Raw genomic sequence first — 21978 nt, 5'->3', positions numbered from 1 at the left:
GACCGCGCTGAGAGCTTCCCCTAGGGGTGGCGCCCCCCATGTAAAGGTAGTCCCGTGCGGTTGTTGGTGGTGGAGGACGAGGCGCGCCTGGCGGCGGCGCTGCAGCGCGGGCTGCAGGCCGAGGGCTTCGCGGTCGACGTGGCCGGTGACGGGCAGGACGGTCTCGAGATGGCCCGCCACGGCGGGTACGACGCGATGATTCTCGACGTGATGCTGCCGAGGCTCAGCGGCTATCGGGTGGTGCGCCAGTTGCGGGCCGAGCGCAACTGGGTGCCGGTGCTGATGCTCTCGGCCAAGGACGGCGAGTACGACCAGGCCGACGGCCTCGACTGCGGCGCCGACGACTATCTGACCAAGCCGTTCTCGTACATCGTGCTGCTCGCCCGCCTGCGGGCGCTGCTGCGCCGCGGCGCCCACGAGCGCCCACCGGTGCTCGCGCACGGCGACATCGAGCTCGATCCGGCCGAGCGCCGGGTGCTGGTGGCGGGGGAGCAGGTGGTGCTCACCACCCGCGAGTTCGCCCTGCTGGAATACCTGATGCGCCGCCCGGGCGAGGTGGTCAGCAAGATCGAGCTGCTCGACCACGTGTGGGACGCGGCGGTCGAGACGGCGCCGAACGCGGTCGAGGTGTACGTCGGCTACCTGCGCCGCAAGATCGGACGGGACCGCCTCGAGACCGTGCGCGGCGCCGGCTACCGGCTCTCCGGGGCCTGACGTGCGCCGCCCGAGGGAGCTCAGCCTCCGCGCCCGCCTGCTGTGGCTGACCGTGCTGGTGGTCAGCGCCGGCCTCGCCGCCGGCGGCATCCTGCTGGTCGGGGTGCTCAACTTCGCGCTGCTGCGGGCGGTCAACGCCGAGGCGCTCGACACCGCCAAGGGCGTCGCCAAGCTGGTCGACGAGGACTCCCTGGTCAACCAGCTGATCTCGGTCAACCCGGCGATGCGGGTCCAGGTGATCGACGGCAACCAGCGGGTGCTGGCGGTCTCGGCCGGCGCCGACCGGCTCACCCCGATGCTGCACGACGACGAGCTGCGCGGCCTCAAGGACGGCGACGTCACCGAGATCCCCGGCTACCGGATCGGCCTCGACGGCGATGTCCGGGTGGTCATGAAGACCGCGGGGCCGCCGAGCGCGCCGGTGCGGGTCCTGGTGGCGCGCTCGACCGACGACCTGAGCCAGGGCGTGCACCTGCTGCGCGTGACGCTGCTGATCGCGTTCCCGCTGCTGGTGGGCATGCTCGCGGCCATCAAATGGCGCATTCTGGGTGCCGCGCTGCGCCCGGTGGACGCGTTGCGCGCGGGGGCGGAGGAGATCACCGGGGGTACGCGGGCGGGCCGCCTGCCGGTGCCCGAGTCCCGCGACGAGATCTACCGCCTGGCCGTCACGCTCAACGGCATGCTGCACCGGCTCGACGCGGCCCGCGCCCGGCAGCGGGCCTTCGTCGCCGACGCCGCGCACGAGCTGCGCAGCCCGCTGACCAACATGCGGGCCGAGCTCGAGATCGCCCAGCGCCTGCCCGACACCGACTGGCCGGCGCTCTCCGCCGACCTGCTCACCGACGTCGACCGGCTCAGCCGCATGGTCGACGACCTGCTGCTGCTCGCCCGCTCGGACGACGGCGCGCAGGCCGACCGCCGCCGTACGGCCGAGGTCGACCTCGACGGGGTGGTGGCGGCCGTGGTCTGCCGCTACCCGGAGGTGAGCTACCAGCGCCCGGCCGACCCGGTCCTGGTCACGGTCGAGCCGGACGCGATCGGCCGGGTGGTGGGCAACCTGCTCGACAACGCGTCCCGGCACGCGAGGTCCAAGGTCTCCGTCGAGGTGGCGGCCGAGGGCGAATGGGCGCGGATCACCGTGTGCGACGACGGTCCCGGCATCCCGCCCGCCGACCGCGAGCGGGTGTTCGACCGCTTCACCCGCCTCGACGACGCCCGGGCCCGCGACGCCGGCGGCTCCGGGCTGGGCCTGGCCATCGTCCGCGAGCTGGTCCGGCGGCACCACGGGAGCGTCACCCTGGGCGACGCGTCACCCGGTCTGCGCGTGGACATCAAGCTGCCGGTCACCCGGAAGCCGGTCGTCCCGGTCACCTAGAGAAGGCGGGGAACTTTCCGCGTACCGCCGCCGACCAACGTGCGTGCCCGGCACCGGGCGATGTCCACGCGGAAGGTATCGACAGCGATGTCCCTGCTCAAGCGCTCGGCCCTGGTAGCCGCCGCAATCGGCGGCCTGACCCTCGCGCTGGCCGGCCCGGCCTCGGCGCACGTGACCGTCAACCCCGGCACCGCGGCGCCCGGAGGATACGCCAAGGTCACCTTCCGCGTCCCGACCGAGTCCGACACGCTCAACACGACCAAGGTCGAGGTGAACCTGCCGGCCGACGCGCCGGTCGCGTCGGTGTCGGTCAAGCCGGTACCGGGCTGGACCGCGGTCGCCGAGAAGTCGAAGCTGGCCACGCCGATCGAGGCGCACGGCACCCCGATCACCGAGACCGTCTCGAAGATCACCTGGACCGCCGACGCCGGCGCGGTCATCAAGCCCGGCCAGTTCCAGGAGTTCGACGTCTCCCTCGGCCCGCTCCCGGACAAGGGCCAGATGGTCTTCAAGGCGCTGCAGACGTATTCCGACGGCTCGATCGTCCGCTGGATCGACGAGCCGTCGACCGACGGCACCGAGCCCGAGCACCCGGCGCCGGTGCTGAAGCTGGCCGCCGCGCCCGCCACCGCCCCGGCCGGCGCGCCCGCCGCGGCCCCTGCCGCGGCCCCCGCCGCGGCTTCCGCCCCCGGGGCGGCCGACACCTCTGACGGCATCGACGGCCTCGGTCTCGCCGGCCTGATCGCGGGTGTGCTCGCCCTGGTGCTGGCGGTGCTCGCCTTCCAGCGCGCGGGCCGCAAGCCGGCCGTCGCCGTCACCGACGCGGCCGCCGAGAAGAAGGTGCCCGCCGCCAAGGCGTGACGCTGGGCGCGGCCGTGTTCCGCCGGGCGGCGCGTGTTCCGCCGGGCGGGCTGTTCCGCCGGGCGGGCTGTTCGGCCGGGCGGGCGTTTCAGGTGGTGAGCGGGCCGCCCTCCACGCCGTAGAGCCAGTGGTTCTCGGGCGGCACCGGCAGGGTGCCGTCGACCAGGGCCCGCATCGCATCGGCCAGGTCGCCCAGGACGGCGCCGTCCACGTGCTCCTCGAAACGCAGGGCGAACGGCTCGCCCGCACGGACGTAGCGGGCGTCGGCCTCGGCCCGGGTCATCGTCCCGCGGTCGCGCAGCCGGCGGCCGGCCTCGGCGATGATCCGGTGGACGAAGGCGCGCTGCGGTCCCGTCCAGCGCTCGTCGTCGAGCGCCAGCTCCCAGGCCGAGCCGACCTGGGCGTGCGCGTTCAGCATCCCGAGGACGTCGGCCGCCCCCTCGGGCTGGTCCTCGGACCGGGCGGCCTCGATCGCTTCCAGCAGCAGGATGCCGAGGCTCACGTCGTACGCCCAGAACCAGTCGTCGCCGTAGCTCACCGAAACCGTCTTGCTCACCCCGCAGATGCTAGGGCCGCGTTTCGCGCGGCGGGCAGGGGGCAGTTCCCCGGCATGACGACGCATGCGGAGACCGAGGCCCGGCGGCCGGGCGGTCATCGGTGGTGGGGTCTGCTGGGCTTCGGGCTCGCGGTCACGGTCGCCGCCGCCATCGGCGGGCTCGGCGTCGCGGGGACGGCGGCCGAGTACAACAGCCTGCGCCAGCCGGCCTGGGCGCCGCCGTCGAGCGTGTTCGGGCCGGTGTGGACGGTCCTCTACGCGATGGTCGCGGTGGCCGGCTGGCTGGCCTGGCAGCGGGCCGGCTTCAACCGGGCGCTCTGGCTCTACGCCGCGCAGCTGGTGCTGAACGCGATCTGGACCCCGCTGTTCTTCGGGGCCGGGCGGTACGGGCTGGCCTTCGCCGACATCGTCGTGCTGTGGGTGCTGATCGGGGCGACCATTGCCGGATTCTGGCGCATCAAGCGGGCCGCGGCCTGGCTTATGGCGCCTTATTGGGTCTGGGTCACGTATGCGGCCGCGCTGAATCTCGCGGTCTGGACGATGAACCGGTAAGGCCTTGCCCGGCGGCGGTGATGTTGACGACGATCCTTGGATGCGGCCGGCTCGTGACCCGCATCCGAATGTCCATCGCCGGCACGCCACAAAACACGGGAGGAACCTCATGCATCGCATCACCCGCCGCACCGCCGTGATCGCCGCGGCCGTGCTGCTGATCCTGGGCACAGCCGTCGGCGCCTCGGCCGCCGGCACGTTCCCGACCTTCGGCTACCACAAGGTCCGTTCGGGCCTGCCCGCCGGGATCGGTCATTTCAAGCTGACCAGTTCCGACGTACGCGCCGGAAAGCCCATCCCCGCCCGGTTCTGGGGTTGCGGCGACACCAGCATCTCCCCGCAGCTGAGCTGGCGCGGCGCGCCGGCCGCCACCAAGAGCTTCGCGGTCACCGTCTTCGACGTGGACGCACCGACCGGTAGCGGCTTCTGGCACTGGACCGCCTGGGACATCCCGGCCACCACCCGTTCCCTCCCGACCGGCGCGGCGCTGCCGGCGCCCAGCGTGAACGGCGTCAACGACGCCGGCGTGAACGGCTACACCGGACCGTGCCCACCCCAGGGCGACATCACCCACCATTACGTGTTCACGGTCGTGGCGCTGGACGTGCCGACCATCGAGCTGACCCCGGACACGCGCGGCCCCGTGGCGGGTTACGTCGTGGGCCAGCACGCCATCGCGGCGGGAACGTTCACGGCTACGGCTCGTCAGTAGCGCCGGTTGCTGTCCGCCTCCTCTCGCCCCACCCCGGTCACTGGGTGGGGCGAGATTAGGCGGCGGGTACGACACTTTCCGCCCGGTCGTCCACACAGGCCTTCGCGCCTGCTCTCACCCCACCCCGTTCACTGGGTGGGGTGAGATTACGGCGGGAGTACGACACTTCCGGGCGGCCGTCCACAGCGGGACCGGTCGAGCTCAGGCCGACAGGGCGTTCACCTCGGCGTAGCTCAGCACGCCGTCGGGCGCGGGCTCTCCGGCGGCGATCGCGCGGGCCGTCCGGACGGCGGTGTCGAGCGCCACGCGGAACAGCAGCGAGCCGGTGCTGATGCGGGCCACGCCGAGGGCGGCCAGGGCCGGGACGGTCATGCCGGGGAGCAGCAGGACGTTCAGCGGGGCGTCGAGGGCGGTGGTCAGGGCCCGGATCTCGGCGGGGTCCGAGACGGCGGGGACGAAGACGCCGTCGGCGCCGGCCTTCAGATACGTGCGCAGGCGGGGGAGGGTCTCGCTGCGGTCGGCGCCCGGGAGCCAGTAGGTGTCGGTGCGGGCGTTGACGAACATGGCGGGCACCCGCGCCTTCACGGCGGCGATCAGGGCGGCCTGGTCGCGGGGCTGGGCGAGGGCGCCGCCGGGGCGGCCGTCCTCCAGGTTCAGGCCGGCGGCGCCGGAGTCGTGCAGGGCCTGGGCGTACGCGGCCAGCTCGTGCGGGCTGCTGCCGAATCCGCCCGCCACGTCGACCGTGAGGGGAACGTCGAGGCGGTCACGCAGTGCGCGTACGAGGGCAAGGGTTTGATCTTTGCCCTGCTCCTCGCCGTCGGGAAGGCCGTGAGCGGCCGACACGCCCAGGCTCGTCGTGCCGATCGCGGCGAAACCGGCGGCGGCCAGCGCCGAGGCCAAGGGTGCAGGAGCCGGGGGCGGACGCCCCGAACTTGTCGCACCCCGGGCGTAAGTTGGGCGCAGCCGTCGACCGGAAGGAGCACACGAGATGTGCCGCAACATCCACCAGCTGCACAACTTCGAGCCGCCCGCGACGGCCGACGAGATACAGGCCGCCGCGCTGCAGTATGTGCGTAAGGTCGCCGGCGCGACCCGGCCCTCGCAGGCCAACCAGGCGGCCTTCGACCGGGCGGTGGCGGCCGTCGCGGCGGCCACCGCCGACCTGCTGGGCGAGCTGGTGACCACCGCGCCGCCGAAGAATCGGGAGATCGAGGCGGCCAAGGCGCGGGCGCGGGCCGAGAGACGGTACGCCTCCTGATCCTTCGTTTGAGACGGCAGCGGCCGGCCGCAGAAATCCTCGCGCCTCGAAAAAGCCCGGAACTTTCGGAAAACCGAGCGATAAGTTTTGGAAGATGAGCTGCTTTAGAAGACATGAACGCCCCGACGAATGCCGACTCACCTGCAAATATGCCTACGAGTATTACCGACATCTTTCCGTAAGTTGTTGACAAGGACATGCGCGCGGTCCAATACTTCTCGCAATCGACGGATCTCGATAACCCCAAGCCGCTGTACGCCGGCATCCACCAGCCGGCTCGTTTCCCGCTGCCCCTCCCCAGGGCCGTCAGAAAAGGAAGCGCGTGCTATGTCCGAAATCCCCGCTCCCCGGCGCGGCCGCCGAGGCCCGCGCCCGCTGAATCCGTCCGGCCACGCCCGTCTGCCGCTGGGCGGCCGGGCCACCAACACGCTGGTCCGCACCTACGCGGTCGAGAACCACCGCACGAACGCGCCGATCGGCATCCCCACCACCGGCACGCGGGCGCGGAACAGCGCCTCGTGCGGCGGGAGGCGATGACGATGCGCCCCCTCAAGCTCCTGGCCACGCTCACCGTCGTCGCGGCGAGCACCGTCGTCGGCCTGGCCGCCGGCCCGGCGCAGGCCGCCACCTGCAACGGGTACGTCGGGCTGACCTTCGACGACGGACCGTCCAACGACCACACCCCGGCCATCCTCAACGCGCTGCGGCAGAACGGGCTGCGGGCCACGATGTTCAACGAGGGCCAGTACGCGGCCGCCTACCCGGCCCAGGTGCGGGCCGAGGTCAGCGCCGGCATGTGGGTGGGCAACCACAGCTACACCCACCCGCATCTGATCCAGCAGAGCCAGGCTCAGATCGACTCCGAGATATCGCGTACGCAACAGGCCATCGCCAACGCCGGCGGCGGAACGCCCAAGCTCTTCCGGCCGCCGTACGGCGAGACCAACGGCACGCTGCAGTCGGTGGAGCAGAAGTACGGGCTCACCCAGATCATCTGGGACGTCGACTCGCAGGACTGGAACGGCGCCAGTGTCGACGCGATCGTCGCGGCGAACGCCCGGCTCACCAACGGCCAGATCATCCTGATGCACGAGTGGCCGGCCAACACGCTGGCCGCGATCCCGCGCATCGCTCAGGGCCTGGCGAGCCGGGGCCTGTGCGCCGGCATGATCTCCCCGCAGACCGGGCGCGCCGTGGCTCCCGACGGGAGCAGCGGAGGCGGCGGGGGTGGCGGAGGTGGCGGTGGCAGCGGCAGTTGCACCGCCACCCTGTCCGCCGGCTCGACGTGGAGCGACCGCTACAACCTCAACGTCGCGGTCACCGGCTCGAACAGCTGGACGGTCACGATGAACGTCCCCTCGCCGGAGAAGATCATCGCGACCTGGAACATCTCCGCCTCGTACCCGTCCTCGCAGGTCCTGGTGGCCAAGCCGAACGGGAGCGGCAACAACTGGGGTGTGACGATCCAGACGAATGGGTCCTGGACCTGGCCCACCGTCTCCTGCAGCGTCTAAGGAACTACGGCCCCGCCGGCTCGCCAGCCGGCGGGGTCGACGCCGCCCGGGATCACGGTGCCGGGGTCGTAGGGCCGGCGGGTGAAGACGAAGGTGCCGACGTCGAGATGGGTGACGGCGCCGGTCTCGTCGCGCTCGACGGTGAGGCGCTCGCCGTGAAAGTAGCCGTTCTGGCCCACCCATCGCCCCGCGCCGTCGGGATGGAAGCGGATCCGGCCTCCCGCCAGCGGGGACAACTCCAGCCGGCCGTCCTCCAACGGCTTGAGGAGGTACGGCGCGGGGCCCCAGAACCATGGTCCGGCGAGCTCGAGGATGTCCGGGTCGACGCTCCGGAGCGGACGCCAGGGCGCGGGTATACGTGGTTCCTTCTCCGCCACCACGCGGATCAGGTCGGCGGCCAGGGTCGCGACCGGGAAGCCCGCGGTCGTGTTGGCCAGGACCACCGCGCCGACGCCGTCGTCGTGGCCGACCCACAGCGTGGCGACGAAGCCGGGCACGGAGCCGGTGTGGCCGGCCAGCAGGCGATTCTCGTGCCGCAGCAGCTGGGTGCCGAGGCCGTACCCCATGTCCCAGCGTGCCGCCTCGGGCGGGGATGCCGGGCGGCGCATCTCGGCGAGCGACTCCGATCGCAGCACGCGGTCGTCGCCGTTGAGCAGGAAGAGCGCGAACCTCGCCAGATCGGCGGTGGTCGACCACAGCTGGCCGGCGGGCGCCATCGGGCCGAGGTCGGTGGCGGGCTCGGGCATCAGGACGTCGGCCCACGGGTGGACGGCCCAGCCGGCGGCGTGCGGGGCGGTCGCCGATCCGGTGGTGCGGCTCATGCCGAGCGGGGTCAGCACCTCGTCGCGCAGCGCCTGCTCCCACGGCTCGCCCCGCAGGCGCTCGACGAGCGCGCCGATCAGGGCGAAGCCGGGGTTGGAGTAGTGGAAGAGGGCGCCGGGCGGGTGCGCGTACGGGTCCTCGGCGAGGATCTCGGAGATGGCCGGATTGCGCTCGAACCAGGGTCCGGGCGGCTCGGAGCGCAGTCCGGCCGTGTGGCCGAGGAGGGCGGCGATCGTCGCGTCGCCGGCCGCCGTGCCGGGGAGATGGTCGTCGAGGCGGTCGGTCAGGGCGAGGCGGCCCTCGTCGCGGAGGCGGAGCACCAGGATCGTGGTGAAGGTCTTGGTCAGGGAGCCGATGCGGTACTGCACGTCGGGGCCGCCGCCGTCGCCGTGGCTCTCGGCCCAGACCGTGTCGTCGTCGCGGACGACGGCGGCGGTGGCCGAAGGCGCCCGGCCCGTCGTCTGTGCGATGGCCAGGCGGTGGCGGAGGGCGCGGGCGGTTTCCGGCAGCAGCGTCGACATAGGACCCATCCTGCCTTCGCCGAGCGCGCTCTCCGCATCCGGGAGAGGATGCGCGTATGGCGTCGCAGCGGCCCGCGATCACCGAGCGGCAGATCCTGGACGCCGCGCTGGCGTTGCTCGACGCCGGCGGGCCCGCCGCGGCCTCCATCCGGCGGGTCGCGGCCGCGGTCGGTGTCGCGCCCACCACGGTCTACACCTACTTCCCGGAGTGGGCAGCCGTCGAGCGCGCCCTGGTCGAGCGTCTCCTCGGCGACGTGCGGCTGCGGGCGGCCGGCACCTGGCGCGCCCGCGTCGAGGCGCTGGCCACCGAGCTGCGTGCTCGGCTGCTACGGCATCCGGGCGCCGTGCCGATCCTCATCGGCGGGCCGATCCGGTCGCCCAGCGCCGAGCGGCTGCGTGCCTGCCTCGTGGCGTTGCTGATCCGGGCCGGCCTGGCACCGGAGTCGGCGGACCGGGCCGCGTACCTGCTGAAGAACTTCGTCCTCGGGTGGGTCGCTCTCGAGATCGCCGACGCCGAGCGCTCGGGCGGGGCCGAGCAGTATCTCTGGGGGCTGCGGAAGGTGCTGGACGGGATCGAGGCGGAGACGAAACTAGACTGACCAAGCATGGTGCACTGGTACGAGTCGTCGATCGACCGGCAGCTGCGCGAGGCGGCCGAGCGCGGCGAGTTCGACAACCTCGAAGGGGCCGGCAAGCCACTGCGGGACGCGGGCCGGGACTACCAGGAGGACTGGTGGGTCAAGGACTGGCTCGAGCGTGAGGGTGCGACCGCGGGCGTGATCCCGCCGACGCTGGCGCTGCGCCGGGACGTGGAGGATCTCGAGGCCGCGGTCGACCGGCTGCGCACCGAGCGGGAGGTCCGCGACCACGTGGCCGCGCTCAACGAGCGCCTCCGCAAGGCCCGGGTCGGCCTGATGGACGGGCCACCGGTGGTGCTGCCGCCGCGCGACGCCGACCAGGTCGTGGCCGCGTGGGCGGCGCGGCGACTCAGCCGTTGACCTTCAGCGGGTCGCCGGTCAGCGTGTCGCAGCGGACGTACGCGAGCTGGATCTTCACGTCGGTGAACCACAGCACGGGCAGGGTCAGCGGCGGCGGCGAGTCGGGCGTGAAGGTCACCGGGATCAGGCCGAAGAGCTTGCCCTTGAACTCGGGCGTGTAGAACTTCACGTCCCCGGTGGTGGTCAGCGACTTGCTGTTGATGACCGTCTGGCCGCCGCTCGGCTCGTCGATGGTCAGCTTGAACGGCTTGTTCTCGGCCTTGCGCATGCTGAACTTCAGCGCCTTGAACGAGCCCTTCGCGGTCGGCATGTCGACCACGCCGTCGTACGTCGAGTCGTACATGGTGAGCGAGCCGACCTCCATCAGGCCCGGCTTCAGCGCCACCGTCGGGATGTCGTCGGCGCTGGCCACCTTGCCGAAGACGCGGGCGCCGAGGCAGGGGATGTCATCGCTGCCGGCCGTCGGCGTCGGCTCGGTGGTGGCGGGGTCGGCCTTGGCCGGCTCGGTAGTGGCCGGCGCGGTCGTCGGGTCGGCAGCCGGCGGGGTGGTCTTGGCCGGCTCCTCGGCGGGGGTGGTGGCCGGCGTGGTGGCGGGCGCCGTGACCTTCGACGATGCCGGCGACGTGCTCGGAGTGGACGACTCGTCGTCGCCGATGCCGAGCACGTTGCTGACGCCGTCGACGAAGTTGGAGATGCCGTCGAGGACCGGGTTGCTCTTCTTCGACGCGGAGGCCGAGGCCGAGGCGGAGACGGAGGTGGACGCGGGCGCGGTGGGCGACGCCGGCTTCGCCGCGGGCTTGGTGGTGGAACGCGACGCCGGGGACGTCGCGGGCTTGATCTTCTTCTTGGCGGCGGCCGCCGCTTTCGGCGAGACGGCCTCCGATGAGGCGGCGGTCGAGCGGGAGGGCATGCCCTTCGGGCACTCCTCGGCGCTGGCCGGCAGGGTGCTGCCGACCACCAGGATGGACGCGGTCACGGCCAGCGGCACGGCGGCCAGCGTGATCGCATTGCGGTTGCGGCCGAGGCGCTGGAGCGGGGAGCGCCGGTCCCGCTGCCGCGGGATCACGAAGCCGGCCGGCCGCACCTGCTGCGGCTGCTGCTCGTGCGGCCGGTCGTCGTGCCCGGCGATCTCGATCTGCTGGGTCTCCTCGACGTCCCGGCCGTGGTCGTCGCCGGAGTTGAAGATGTCGTCGCCGACGTCGATCGGCTCGTCCTCGTCGTGGTCGGTCGGCTCGTCCGTGGGCGGCCCGTCGAGCGGCGTGCCCGGCCGCGAGCGCGGCGGTCCCCAGGCGATGATCAGCGCGCCGCCGAGGATGCCGAGCAGCATGCCGATCACAAAACCGCCGAGGTTGAGGCCGATGAACGAGTAGAGCGCGGCGAGCAGCGCGATGATGCCGTAGAACAGGCGCTGCTGCGGGGTGAACCAGCAGAGCAGGCCGCAGAGAACCAGGATCGCCGGCAGCACGTACGAGAGGAAGCCCTGCGGCCCGATGTGGATCTCGAGGGCCCCGAGCGACATGTTGGCGCTCAGGAACAGCTCGATCGCCGACAAGATCAGGAACAAGCCGCCCCAGAACGGGCGGTGGCGCCGCCAGCGGCGGAACTTGCCCCAGAAGTTGTCGGTTGCCACGTGGTCCTCCGCGAGAAGAAAAGGGTCGAGCATGAACAGGGCTCGCGGGTCCAAGGTCCCGCGAGCCCCGGCATTAGATCAGAAACATTCCTTGCCGTCGCCCACGAACAGCTTCAGGCTCATGCCGGTCAGCTTGAACGTGCTCGCCTGCGTGGAGTAAGCGACCTGGTGCAGGTTGGTGATCGTGACCTTGTCGGCCTGCTGGCCGAAACCGCCCACGTCGCCGCGCTCGACCGGGTCGGCCTTGCCCATGGTCGAAGCGTCCTGGCCGATGTTGATGTTGGTGAACTCGGCGTCGCCGCTGAGCTCGGACATGCCGATCAGCAGGTTGTCGGCGTGCACCGGGGTGTTCTTGCCCGCCTCGATACGCAGGACGACCGGGCCGACCGCGACGGTCTGGCACAGGTTGGTGATGTCCGCGCTCCTGATGCCCGACTTGGCGGCGATCAGGTACTTCTGGCCGGTCTGCTTCTGTACCGTCTCGGTGTCGAGGCGGCCGCTGTACTGGGTGAAGCCCTCGCCCACGAGCTTGTCCGCGGACAGCTTGAACTGGGTGCCGGACACGGAGAAGCTGGCGGCCACGGCGCCCGAGGCGACCCCGGCCACCAGCACGCCCGCCGCGACGGTGGGAATGCCCATCGCGATGGCGAAACGGCGCCAGTTGGTGCGCCCCTCCACCACGTCGCCTTGCGAATCCTTCACGGATCCTCCTATGGAAGTCAGACGGCTCACGCGGCCACACCGCTATGGGCTCACATCGACGAGAGACCCTGTCGATCAACCGCCAGCAGAGAGATCCGTCGATGCCGTCGTTTAACGTGCGGGAAATGTTGCCGCCCCTGCTCAGCGGTTACAAGTGCCAGAGCTACCAGTCAGTAACCCAAGTCACTTGATCTTGGTTACGCTGAGTGACCTTGGTCGCTGTGCAGACCTGAATTTGCTTCCTAATCTGGACAGAAGTGCCCTCGACGGGCGATGTGACGGTCACCACGTGTATAGGTGGCAGTGAAGGTTACGGATCGGTAACGAAACCCAGGGAGATCTCAGATTCGGGTGCTACCGACTAGAAGTCAGCCCATTGAAAGGATCTTGGGGATGGCAGAGAAGCGGCGCGGGGGCGCTCTGGCCCGGCTGAGCGGCGTGCTGATTCTGATCGGCGCGCTCGTCGGCGTCTCGGCGATCCCGGCCGGCGTGCTGCTGCTCTCCGCCGCGCACTGGTCCGAAAGCCAGCGCGACGAGCTGCCGGCGCAGCTGCTCAACCCGCCGACGGCGCAGGTCACCCGGGTGTACGCGAGTGACGGCAAGACGCTGATCACGACGTTCTACGACGAGGACCGGCACGACGTGGCGATGAGCCAGATCGCGCCCGTGATGCAGCAGGCGATCGTGGCCGCCGAGGACGTGCGCTACTACCAGCACGGCGGCGTCGACCTGAAGGGCGCCGTGCGGGCGCTGGTCACCGACGCCCGCAGCGGGGCCGCCGCCCAGGGCGCCTCGACCATCACCATGCAGGTGGTGCGCAACGTGCTGAAGGAAGACCCGACGCTCTCCGCCGCCGAGCGCGCCGAGGCCACCGCCGACACCCCGGGCCGCAAGCTCAAGGAGGTGCAGTACGCGATCGAGCTCGAGCAGCGGCTGACCAAGCAGCAGATCCTGCAGAACTACCTGAACATCGTGTACTTCGGCGACGGCGCCTACGGCATCGAGGCGGCCAGCCGGCGCATCTTCGGGGTCACCCCGGCCCGCCTCGACCTCGCCCAGGCCGCCATGATCGCCGGCATCGTGCAGTCGCCGGACGCGGACAACCCGGTCGGCGGGGACAAGGACAAGGCCAAGGCGCGGCAGCTGTACGTGCTGGGGGCCATGCAGAAGGCGGGCATGATCACCGCGGCCCAGCAGAAGGCCGCCGCCGCCGAGAAGCTGACGTTCACCGGCAGGACCCAGCCCAACGGTTGCGTCGACGCGTCCGGAAAGGCCGACGGGTGGGGCTTCTTCTGCGACTACGTCCAGCGCTGGTGGGACGCGCAGCCGCAGTTCGGCCGGACCACGGCCGAGCGGGACGCGGCCCTGCGCCGGGGCGGCTACACGATCGTCACCACGCTCGACCCCGCCGTGCAGAAGCAGGCGGCCGCGCAGTCCCGCGCCGTCTACGGGCTGGACAGCAAGAAGGTGCTGCCGATCGCGGTGGTCCAGCCCGGCACCGGCCAGGTGCTCGCGCTCGCCGTCAACCGTCACTACAGCGCCGCCCCGGGCACCTCCAACACGGTGAACCCGCTGATCAGCGGCGGTGGCGGGGTGTACGGCTACCCGTCCGGCTCGACCTTCAAGATGTTCACGATGCTGGCCGCGCTCGAGGCCGGCATGCCGCTGGACACCGGCTTCGACTCGCCGTCCAAGCTGCCCACCGAGTGGCCCGACAGCGGCCCCGGCAACTGCGGCGGCAAGTACTGCCCGGGCAACGCGAACCCGGGCTGGATGGACGGCTACCGCACGATGTGGAACGCGTTCGGCCGCTCGGTCAACACGTACTTCGTGCACCTCGAAGAGCAGGTCGGGCCGGCCGCCGTGGTCGCCGAGGCCAGGAAGCTGGGCATCTCCTTCGCCTCCCCGGACGACGCCCGGATGGCCGGGACCAGCGCGTCGAGCTGGGGGTCGTTCACGCTCGGGGTCATCGACACGACCCCGCTCGAGCTGGCCTCGGCGTACGCCACCGTGGCCTCCGAGGGCACCTACTGCGCGCCGACGCCGGTGCAGTCGATCACCAGGGCGGACGGCACCGCGGTCGCCTTGGCGTCCGGCTGCAGGCGGGTGCTCGACCCGGACGTGGCGCGGGCCGCCACCGACGCCGCGCGCTGCCCGGTCGGCCAGCAGAGCGCCTACGGCCGGTGCGACGGCGGCACCGCCACGCAGGTCGACTCGATCATGGGCGGGCGGCCGGTGGCCGGCAAGACCGGCAGCACCGAGGACAACCGCACCGAGACCTTCGTCGGCTTCACCCGCACCATGGTCGCGGCCGGCATCGCCGCCGACCCGGTCAATCCCTCCGACCACGTGGGCAGCGCGGTCGAGTCGCGGGTGGTGACGGCGGTCGGGCGGACGCTGCGGGCCGCCGTCGGCGACGGCGACTATCCGGGCTTCACCATGCCCGGCGACCAGGTCGCCTTCGGCAACTAAGACTTAGGTGACGGCGGTCACCTGCCGAATTTCCCTAGGTGACCACCCACGAGCGGGAGCGCCTGGCCGCACTGCACGAGTACCGCCTGCTCGACGCGCCGGCCGGCGACGAGCTCGAGGCGGTCGTCCGGGTGGCCGCGATGATCGCCGGCGTGCCGACCGCGACCCTCAACCTGATCGACGAGAACCGGCAGTGCCAGCTCACCACCACCGGCTTCGAGGGCGGCGACTCGGACCGCGCCGACTCGATGTGCGCCGTGCACTTCGAGAAGGGCGAGTTCATCTACCGGCGGGACGCCCGGCTCGACCCCGGCTACGCCCTCAACCCGTGGGTCACCGGCGTGTACGCCAACGTCCGTTTCTACGCGTCGGCGCCGCTGGTCACCCCGCAGGGGCACGCGCTCGGCTCGCTCTGCGTCTTCGACGACGAGCCGCACGAGCTCAGCGCCGCGCAGATCGACCGGCTGAAGGACTGCGCCCGGGTCATCCTGGCGCTGTTCGAGCGGCGCCGGCAGGCCCGGGTCAACGGCGAGCTGGCCGGCGAGCTCGCCGCCACCATCGCCGAGCTGCGGCGCTCCAACACCGAGCTCGAGCAGTTCGCCGGGGTGGTCAGCCACGACCTCGCGGCCCCGCTCACCGTCGTCCGCGGCTACCTCGAGCTGCTCGCCGACGTGGGCCTCGACGACCCCGAGGCGGCCGACTGGATCGCGGCCGCCCGCCGGGCCGTCGGCCGTATGTCGGGGCTGATCAGTTCGCTGCTCAGCTACGCACAGGCCGGCAACGCGCCCTGCCGGATCGAGCCGGCCCGTCTCGGCGACGTGGCCGAGCTGGCCCTCACCGACCTGCGCTCGGCGCTGGACGACGCCGTCGTCGAGGTCGACCCGGCCCTGCCCGAGCTCGACTGCGACCCGACGCTGATGCGTCAGCTGTTGCAGAACCTCGTGGGCAACTCGCTGAGGTACCGGCGCCGCGACCGGGTCTGCCGCATCGGGATCGCGGCCCGGCGAGTCGACGGCGAGTGGGCCGTCTCGGTGGCCGACAACGGCATCGGCATCCCGCCCGAGCAGCGGCAGCGCGTCTTCGACATGTTCGCTCAGGTCGACCCCACGGCCCGGCAGGGGCACGGCGTCGGCCTGTCCACCTGTCAGCGGATCGTCGACCGGCACGGCGGCCGGATCACCGCCGGCGAGACCCCGGGCGGCGGCACCACCATCACGTTCACCGTCCCGGCCCGGGACACCGCCGTCACCGCGGGGCGCCGGTGAGCCTCAAGCATCGAGTCGCGGCCGGCTTCGCCGTCCTCTGCGCGCTCTTCCTGGCGCTGGTGCTGCTCCAGCTCGTGGCCGGCGACCGGCTCCAGGCCCGGCACGACGCGCGGACGGCCCGCATGGAGGGGCTCTTCGAGGCCAATCGCGAGGTGCTCCAGGGCATGACCGACGCGGAGACGGCGGTGCGCGGTCTCCAGCTCACCGGGGAGCAACAGTTCCTCGAGCCGTACGAGAGCGGCAAGCGGGGCGCCTTCGCGGCCCTCGACCGCCTCGACGACGCCGTCGAGAACCCGGTCCTGGTCCGCCTGGTCACGGCCGAGCGGCAGGCGGTGAACCGATGGCTGTACGCGTACGGCATCCCGATCATCAACGCCGGCGTGGCCGACGGTGACCTCCGGCGCGCCGCCCGCGGCAAGGAGCTGTTCGACGACATCCGGGCGGCGAACGCCCTGGTCGGCAAGGCCGTCGAGGCCGAACGGGCCGCCGTGCACGCCGCCGACCGGCGCGACGCCCGGCGCATGCAGCTGATCTTCGGCGGGCTCGCGCTGCTCGTCCTGCTCACCGGGGCCGGCCTCGCACTGCTGCACCAGCGGTACCTGCTCGGCCCGCTCGAGCACATCCGACGCACCCTGCGCCGGCTCGCCGACGGCGATCGCGCGGCCCGCGCCGAGCCGACCGGGCCGGCGGAGATGCGCGCCGTCATCGGCACCCTCAACGACCTGGCCGCCGAGACCGAGCGGCTGATCGACGCCGAACAGGCCCGCGTCGCCGCCGGCGAGGCGCGCCACCGGGTCGCGGCCCGGCTGCGCAGCGGACAGGACCCGGAGACGATCGGGCGGCAGGTCCTCGAGGTCGTCGCCGATGCGTTCGGGGCCGGCGCCGCGTACGCACTGATCACCGTCGGCCGGCCGGCCGGGATGTCGGTGTGCTGGCCGTCCGGCGCCGCCGAGCCCGACCCCGAGCTGGTCCGGCAGGTGCGGTCGGGCCGGCCCGGCGTCGTGCGGGTGATCGGCGACGACCTGGTGATCGCGCTCAGCGGCGACGACGAGTGCCCACCCGGCGCCCTGATCGTGCACCGCCCCGGCGGCCCGGCCTGGACCGGCAACGACGAGCGCCTGCTGGCGCGCCTGGCCCGGGAGATCGAACACGCCGTCGGCCACCAGCGCCTGCACCTGCGGCAGGACCGGCTGATCAGCGAGCTGCGCCAGCTCGACGAGCAGAAGGACGTCTTCGTCGCGACCGTCACCCACGAGCTGCGCACCCCGCTGACCAGCATCCTCGGCTACACCGAGCTGCTCACCGCGGACGACGACCCGGGCGGGCTGTCGCCGATGCAGCGGCGCGGCCTCGACGCGATCCTGCGCAACGCCCACCGGCTCGAGGCGACCGTCGGCGACCTGCTGCTGCTCGACGGCGCGAACGGGCGCCTCGGCCCCGAGCCGGGGCCGGTCGACCTCACCGCGACGCTCACCGGCGTGCACGAGGAGCTGGCCGGCGCGGCCCGGGCCAAACACGTGCAGAGCGTTCTCGAGGCCGAGCCGGTCCGGGTGCTCGGCGACGGCGCCCAGCTCGAGCGGGCGCTGCGCAAGCTGGTCGACAACGCGATCAAGTTCACCCCGCCCGGCGGCCGGTTCGAGCTGCGGCTGTCCATCGACGGCGACGAGGCGGTGATCACGGTCAGCGACACCGGGATGGGCATCCCCGCCGACGACCTGCCCGGCCTGTTCACCCCGTTCCACCGCGCCGCCAACGCCATGCACCAGGCCGTGCAGGGCCCGGGACTGGGACTGGCGATCGTGCGTAACATCGTCACCGAACACGGCGGATCCGTCTCGGCCCGCTCCGAGCTGGGCAAGGGCTCGACGTTCACGCTGATCCTGCCGGTGCTCGCCCCCACGGCCGAGGAAGTGCACAGCTAGTCGGCAGCTTTCTGTCCGCCATTCTTCAGCGGGCGCATAGAAGATGGCGGCATGATGCAACCCCGGCTGGAGCGACCCCCGCTCTCCCGGCGCACGATCGCGCGGCTGGTCCAGCTGGCCGGCCTGATCGATGTCGTCACCGCCATCGCGCCACCCCGGCACGGCCGCATGCTCACGGCGATGGAGTTCGTGCCCGCCGCCGGCGCGCTCTCCGCCCGCGCCGGCACGGTCGTGATCGGCATGCTGCTGGTCTACCTGGGCGCCGGCCTGCGCCGCGGCAAGCGCCGCGCCTGGCAGGTGGCGACCGGGCTGGCCGCCGCCTCGGTCCTGCTGCACCTGGTCAAGGCCCTCGACTACGAGGCCGCCGCGGTCAGCGGCGTTCTGCTGATCATGCTGCTGGCCACCCACGACCGGTTCACCACGATCGCCGACCCGGCCCACCGCTGGCGGGCGGTCACCGCGCTGGCCGGCTTCGCGACGGCCGGCTTCGTGCTCGGCTTCGTCGAGGTCGGCATCCGGGCCGACCATCTGGTCGGCACGCCCGGCGTCACCGCCTGGGCGCAGGAGTCGGCACTCGGCCTGATCGGCCTGGACGGGCCGGTCGAGTTCCAGCGCCGGTTCGCCGCCGACCTGGTGGCCTACACGACCGGCGCCTGCGGCCTGCTCGCCGCCGGGGCGGCGCTGTTCGTGCTGCTGCGGCCCGGCTCGCGGCGGCCGCAGCGGGAGCCCGAGGGCGAGGAGCGCCTGCGCGAGCTGCTGCGGCGTTACGGCGGAGCCGACTCCCTCGGCTACTTCGCGCTGCGGACCGACAAGTCGCTGATGTGGGCGCCCAACCGGGCGTCGGTGGTGGCCTACCGGGTGGTCAACGGGGTGAGCCTGGCCGCCGGCGACCCGATCGGCCCGGAGTCGGCCTGGCCCGAGGCGATCGGCGCCTGGCTCACGGATGCGGCCCGGCATGGCTGGACCCCGGCCGTCCTCGGCTGCGGCAATGCGGCCGGCAAGGCGTACCGGAAAGCGGGTCTGGATGTCGTCGAGCTCGGTGACGAGGCGATCGTGGAGACCGGCGCGTTCTCGCTCGACGGCCGGCCGATGCGGGGCGTGCGCCAGGCGGTCAACCGGATGCGGCGGGCCGGCTACACGTGCCGGGTGGTGCGGCAGCGCGACCTGAGCGAGACCGAGCTGGCCGACGCGATCCGGGCCGCTGACCTGTTCCGCGACGGGCCGGTCGAGCGCGGCTTCTCGATGGCGCTGTCCCGGCTCGGCGATCCGCGCGACGCCGACTGCCTGCTCGTGCTCTGCCACGACGCCGACGGCCGGCTGCGCGGGCTGCTGCAGTTCGTGCCGTGGGGTCCCGACGGGCTGTCGCTCGACCTCATGCGCGGCGACCGCACGGCCGAGAACGGCCTCACCGAGCTGATGGTCACCGCGGTGCTGGAGGAGGCGACCACCTTGGGCGTACGCCGGGTGTCGCTCAACTTCGCGGTGCTGCGCTCGGTCTTCGCCCGTGCCGAGGAGCTCGGCGCCGGGCCGGTCCTGCGCCTGTGGCACCGGCTGCTGCGGGCCGCGTCCCGGCTCTGGCAGATCGAATCGCTCTACCGGTCCAACGCGAAGTACCTGCCGACCTGGACCCCGCGCTACCTGTGCTTCCCGGCCGCCCGTGACCTGCCCCGCATCGCGATCGCGGCGATGACCGCCGAGGCGTTCCTGCCGACGCCGCAGCTGCCGCGGCTGCGCCTGCCGCGGAGCGAGGTCGCCGCGTGAGCCTGACCGGCCTGCGGCTGATCGCGCTCGCGGCCGCCGCGCTCGTCGGGGTGGCCGCGGCCACGGTCTGGCTGTGGCCGCGCGGCGCCCGCCTGCGCCCGGTCACCCGCACGCTGACCGTGTTGCTGGTGGAGGCGCTGACCGTCCTGACCGTGGGCCTCGTGGTCAACCGGCACGAACAGTTCTACCCGTCCTGGCAGGCGCTGCGCGGCGACACCGGCACGGTCGCCACCACCGCGGTCGTGCACGCCGGCGTGCTCGACCACCACGTGCCGCCCGGGCCGTTCGCCTGGCGCCCGCACGACCTCGCCGCCTGGCACCTGGCCGCGCCGCCGACCGTGACGCTCCCGGCCGACTACGCGATCCGGGCCACGGTGACCTTCCCGGTCGTGCTGGCGCTCGGCGTCCCGCCGCCGGCACTCGGCGACGCGGTGCTCGTCCGCCTGGCGCCGACCCCGCGCACGACCGCGGGCGCCCTGCTCGGGCTGCCGTCCGCGCTCCGGCACGACCTGCGCGTCACCGCCACCGGGTGGGACGTGGTCGGCGGTGGCCCGCTCGGCGCCGCGTTCGTGGCCGCCGCGCCGGCCGGGCTCGCCACCCGCGACCGGACGCCCGACGAGGTGCCGCCCGCGCTGGCCGCGCCGCTGAAGCTGCCGTCGTGAGCCCGGACGGAGTGCTGCCGCTGGTCCTGGCCCTGACCGCGGTGGCGGCGACCGCCGTGCTGCTCGCCGTGGCGTGGAACAGGCTGCGCCTCGCCGGCCGCTCGGGACTCGTCCTGCTGGCCGCGCTCAGCGTCGTCGCCTCGGCCGCCCTGCAGGTCAACCGGCTGACCGAGGCGTACCCGCAGGCGGCCGAGGCCGCCCCGCCGGCCAGCGTCACCGGCAGCCGCATGCTGATCGTCCACGTCCCCGGCAAGGCCAGCCGGCTGACCCTCACCATGTTCGTCTACCTGCCGGCGGCGTACCGTGGCGGCAACGGCCGCTATCCGGTGATCGAGGCGCTGCACGGCTACCCCGGCTCGCCGATCACCTGGATAAGGCGGCTGCACGTGCAGGCCACGCTGGACGAGGAGATCGCGTCGGGCCGGATGGCGCCGACCGTGGTGCTGTTCCCGTTCCAGACGACCTGGCACCTGCTGGACACCGAATGCACCAACCTGAAGGACAGCGTGCAGTCCGAGACCTTCCTGACCGTCGACGTGCCGGCCTACGCCCGCGCCCACTGGCGGGTGCGCGCCGACCGGGCCGGGTGGGGCCTGACCGGGTACTCGGCGGGGGCGTACTGCGCGACGAACCTGCTGCTGAAGCACCCCGGCGAGTACGCGGCCGCGGCGAGCCTGGCCGGCTACGCGGCCCCCGGCATCAAGGTCGGTGACGGCTCCGAGCTGACGACCAACAACCCGGCCTGGCGCCTGCGTCACCTGCCGCAGCCGCCGGCGGCGTTGTGGCTGGGCTGGGCCGCCGACGACAAGGAGTCCTCCCGCGACCAGCGCCGTCTCGCGTCCCTGTGCCACCACCCCCTCTCGCTGACCACGGCGACGGTCGCGCACGGCGGGCACAGCGACGCGGTCTGGCTGCGCATGGAGCCGCCGTCGTTCGACTGGCTCTCCGCCCACCTGGCCCGGCCGGTCTCGTGAGGCGGGCGTCTGCGCTGCTGGCGGTGCTCCTGCTGGCGGCCTGCTCGACCGCGGTGCCGGAGCCGGAGCAGGCGTCCACGTCCGGCCCGGTCGAGCTGCGCACGGTGGTCACCCTCGGCGACTCGGTTCCGGCGGGCACGGCGTGCGGCTGCGATCCTTTCCCGGCCCTGTACGCGCGGGAGCAGCACGCCACCGACGTCAACCTCGCCGAGCCCGGCTCCACGGCCGCCGACGTGCGGGCGGCGCTGCCCACCGAGCACGACGTGATCGCCTCCGCCGCCGAGGTGGTCATCATGACCGGCGCCAACGACATGGGCGCCGTCTTCGACGACCCCACCCGGTACCGGTCCGCCGCCGAGAGCGTCCAGGCCGACGTCACCGCGACGGTCGCGGCGATCGAGCAGCTCCGGCCGATCCCGGTGATCGTCCTCGGCTACTGGAACGTCGTGCAGGACGGCGACGTGGGCAAGGCCACCTACGGCCCCGACGGCGTGCAGAACGCGGCCGACGCCACCGACCTGGTCAATAACGCCCTCCAGCAGGCGGCCGCCCAGCCCGGCGCCGCCTACGTCTCGACCGAGGAGGCCTTCCACGGCGACGACGGCACCCACGACCCGACCGGCATGCTCGCCCCCGACGGCGACCACCCGAACGCCGCCGGCCACGCCGCGATCGCCGCGCTGCTCCCGCCGCTGCCCGGCTGACCG

At 72.7% G+C, this 21978-nt stretch carries 22 protein-coding genes; 17 read left to right on the top strand and 5 right to left on the bottom strand.

Annotated features, from left to right (window positions below; all coding sequences use genetic code 11):
* The first annotated feature begins 54 nt into the window (after positions 1–54).
* From ACQP2F_RS30330 to ACQP2F_RS30320, 3 genes are all read left to right on the top strand, one after another.
* Entirely contained in the window at positions 55–714 is a 660-nt protein-coding gene (locus ACQP2F_RS30330) for a response regulator transcription factor (protein WP_433293318.1), read from the top strand.
* A 40-nt stretch (positions 715–754) separates the two neighbouring features.
* Positions 755–2089: a sensor histidine kinase gene (locus tag ACQP2F_RS30325; RefSeq protein WP_433307657.1), complete on the top strand. Its 1335-nt coding sequence runs from the start codon at positions 755–757 to the stop codon at positions 2087–2089.
* Positions 2090–2176: 87 nt separating this feature from the next.
* On the top strand, positions 2177–2950 hold the full coding sequence (locus ACQP2F_RS30320; protein ID WP_433293316.1) for a YcnI family copper-binding membrane protein: 774 nt from the start codon (positions 2177–2179) through the stop codon (positions 2948–2950).
* An 88-nt stretch (positions 2951–3038) separates the two neighbouring features.
* Here ACQP2F_RS30320 and ACQP2F_RS30315 read toward each other — a convergent pair whose 3' ends face one another.
* Complete coding sequence (locus tag ACQP2F_RS30315; protein ID WP_433293314.1) at positions 3039–3506, bottom strand: hypothetical protein; 468 nt, start codon at positions 3504–3506, stop codon at positions 3039–3041.
* A gap of 54 nt (positions 3507–3560) precedes the next feature.
* Here ACQP2F_RS30315 and ACQP2F_RS30310 point away from each other — a divergent pair, with 54 nt between their 5' ends.
* Both ACQP2F_RS30310 and ACQP2F_RS30305 read left to right on the top strand, forming a co-directional pair.
* Entirely contained in the window at positions 3561–4058 is a 498-nt protein-coding gene (locus ACQP2F_RS30310) for a TspO/MBR family protein (RefSeq protein ID WP_433293312.1), read from the top strand.
* A gap of 109 nt (positions 4059–4167) precedes the next feature.
* Positions 4168–4770, top strand: a complete 603-nt coding sequence (locus ACQP2F_RS30305; RefSeq protein ID WP_433293310.1) for a YbhB/YbcL family Raf kinase inhibitor-like protein — start codon at positions 4168–4170, stop codon at positions 4768–4770.
* Positions 4771–4971: 201 nt separating this feature from the next.
* On the opposite strand, the gene ACQP2F_RS30300 is transcribed toward ACQP2F_RS30305, so the two are convergent.
* Positions 4972–5670 carry an isocitrate lyase/PEP mutase family protein gene (locus tag ACQP2F_RS30300; protein WP_433293308.1) on the bottom strand — a complete coding sequence of 233 codons (699 nt, stop codon included), beginning with the start codon at positions 5668–5670 and terminating at the stop codon, positions 4972–4974.
* A gap of 88 nt (positions 5671–5758) precedes the next feature.
* Here ACQP2F_RS30300 and ACQP2F_RS30295 point away from each other — a divergent pair, with 88 nt between their 5' ends.
* The 3 genes from ACQP2F_RS30295 (at position 5759) to ACQP2F_RS30285 (ending at position 7542) form a co-directional block, all read left to right on the top strand.
* Entirely contained in the window at positions 5759–6028 is a 270-nt protein-coding gene (locus tag ACQP2F_RS30295) for a DUF2277 domain-containing protein (protein ID WP_433293306.1), read from the top strand.
* Between the two features lie 327 nt (positions 6029–6355).
* Positions 6356–6565: a hypothetical protein gene (locus ACQP2F_RS30290; protein ID WP_433293304.1), complete on the top strand. Its 210-nt coding sequence runs from the start codon at positions 6356–6358 to the stop codon at positions 6563–6565.
* 2 nt (positions 6566–6567) lie between these two features.
* Positions 6568–7542, top strand: a complete 975-nt coding sequence (locus ACQP2F_RS30285; protein ID WP_433293302.1) for a polysaccharide deacetylase family protein — start codon at positions 6568–6570, stop codon at positions 7540–7542.
* On the opposite strand, the gene ACQP2F_RS30280 is transcribed toward ACQP2F_RS30285, so the two are convergent.
* Positions 7539–8885: a serine hydrolase domain-containing protein gene (locus ACQP2F_RS30280; protein ID WP_433293300.1), complete on the bottom strand. Its 1347-nt coding sequence runs from the start codon at positions 8883–8885 to the stop codon at positions 7539–7541. The genes ACQP2F_RS30285 and ACQP2F_RS30280 overlap by 4 nt on opposite strands.
* 56 nt (positions 8886–8941) lie before the next feature.
* Between ACQP2F_RS30280 and ACQP2F_RS30275 the strand changes: the two genes are divergently transcribed.
* Together ACQP2F_RS30275 and ACQP2F_RS30270 are read left to right on the top strand one after the other, a co-directional pair.
* Positions 8942–9484, top strand: coding sequence for a TetR/AcrR family transcriptional regulator (locus ACQP2F_RS30275; RefSeq protein ID WP_433293298.1), 543 nt, complete (start codon positions 8942–8944; stop codon positions 9482–9484).
* Between the two features lie 6 nt (positions 9485–9490).
* Positions 9491–9883: a DUF1992 domain-containing protein gene (locus tag ACQP2F_RS30270; RefSeq protein ID WP_433293295.1), complete on the top strand. Its 393-nt coding sequence runs from the start codon at positions 9491–9493 to the stop codon at positions 9881–9883.
* Here the strand turns inward: ACQP2F_RS30270 and ACQP2F_RS30265 are convergent.
* Positions 9873–11513, bottom strand: coding sequence for a DUF6114 domain-containing protein (locus ACQP2F_RS30265; protein ID WP_433293293.1), 1641 nt, complete (start codon positions 11511–11513; stop codon positions 9873–9875). The two genes, ACQP2F_RS30270 and ACQP2F_RS30265, sit on opposite strands and share 11 nt — an antisense overlap.
* Positions 11514–11591: 78 nt before the next feature.
* Entirely contained in the window at positions 11592–12215 is a 624-nt protein-coding gene (locus ACQP2F_RS30260) for a DUF6230 family protein (RefSeq protein ID WP_433293291.1), read from the bottom strand.
* A 393-nt stretch (positions 12216–12608) separates the two neighbouring features.
* Here ACQP2F_RS30260 and ACQP2F_RS30255 point away from each other — a divergent pair, with 393 nt between their 5' ends.
* From ACQP2F_RS30255 to ACQP2F_RS30225, 7 genes are read left to right on the top strand one after another with little or no spacing between them, the layout of a single operon-like run.
* Complete coding sequence (locus tag ACQP2F_RS30255; RefSeq protein ID WP_433293289.1) at positions 12609–14687, top strand: transglycosylase domain-containing protein; 2079 nt, start codon at positions 12609–12611, stop codon at positions 14685–14687.
* 38 nt (positions 14688–14725) lie between these two features.
* The gene (locus tag ACQP2F_RS30250; protein WP_433293287.1) at positions 14726–15952 is read left to right on the top strand and encodes a sensor histidine kinase; all 1227 of its coding nucleotides are present in this window, start codon (positions 14726–14728) and stop codon (positions 15950–15952) included.
* Complete coding sequence (locus tag ACQP2F_RS30245; RefSeq protein WP_433293285.1) at positions 15949–17874, top strand: ATP-binding protein; 1926 nt, start codon at positions 15949–15951, stop codon at positions 17872–17874. Before ACQP2F_RS30250 ends, ACQP2F_RS30245 begins: the two co-directional genes overlap by 4 nt.
* Positions 17875–17925: 51 nt before the next feature.
* Complete coding sequence (locus tag ACQP2F_RS30240; RefSeq protein WP_433293283.1) at positions 17926–19635, top strand: phosphatidylglycerol lysyltransferase domain-containing protein; 1710 nt, start codon at positions 17926–17928, stop codon at positions 19633–19635.
* Positions 19632–20297 carry a hypothetical protein gene (locus tag ACQP2F_RS30235; protein WP_433293281.1) on the top strand — a complete coding sequence of 222 codons (666 nt, stop codon included), beginning with the start codon at positions 19632–19634 and terminating at the stop codon, positions 20295–20297. Before ACQP2F_RS30240 ends, ACQP2F_RS30235 begins: the two co-directional genes overlap by 4 nt.
* The gene (locus ACQP2F_RS30230; RefSeq protein ID WP_433293279.1) at positions 20294–21271 is read left to right on the top strand and encodes an alpha/beta hydrolase; all 978 of its coding nucleotides are present in this window, start codon (positions 20294–20296) and stop codon (positions 21269–21271) included. Before ACQP2F_RS30235 ends, ACQP2F_RS30230 begins: the two co-directional genes overlap by 4 nt.
* A complete protein-coding gene (locus ACQP2F_RS30225) occupies positions 21268–21975 on the top strand; it encodes an SGNH/GDSL hydrolase family protein (protein WP_433293277.1) in 708 nt (235 codons plus the stop codon). Before ACQP2F_RS30230 ends, ACQP2F_RS30225 begins: the two co-directional genes overlap by 4 nt.
* The last annotated feature ends 3 nt before the right edge of the window (positions 21976–21978 follow it).

This window comes from Actinoplanes sp. CA-030573, from assembly GCF_050951115.1.
Taxonomy (GTDB): Bacteria; Actinomycetota; Actinomycetes; order Mycobacteriales; family Micromonosporaceae; genus Actinoplanes.
The sequence above is the reverse complement of the archived record's forward strand: the minus strand, read 5'-3'. Positions and strand labels throughout refer to the sequence as shown.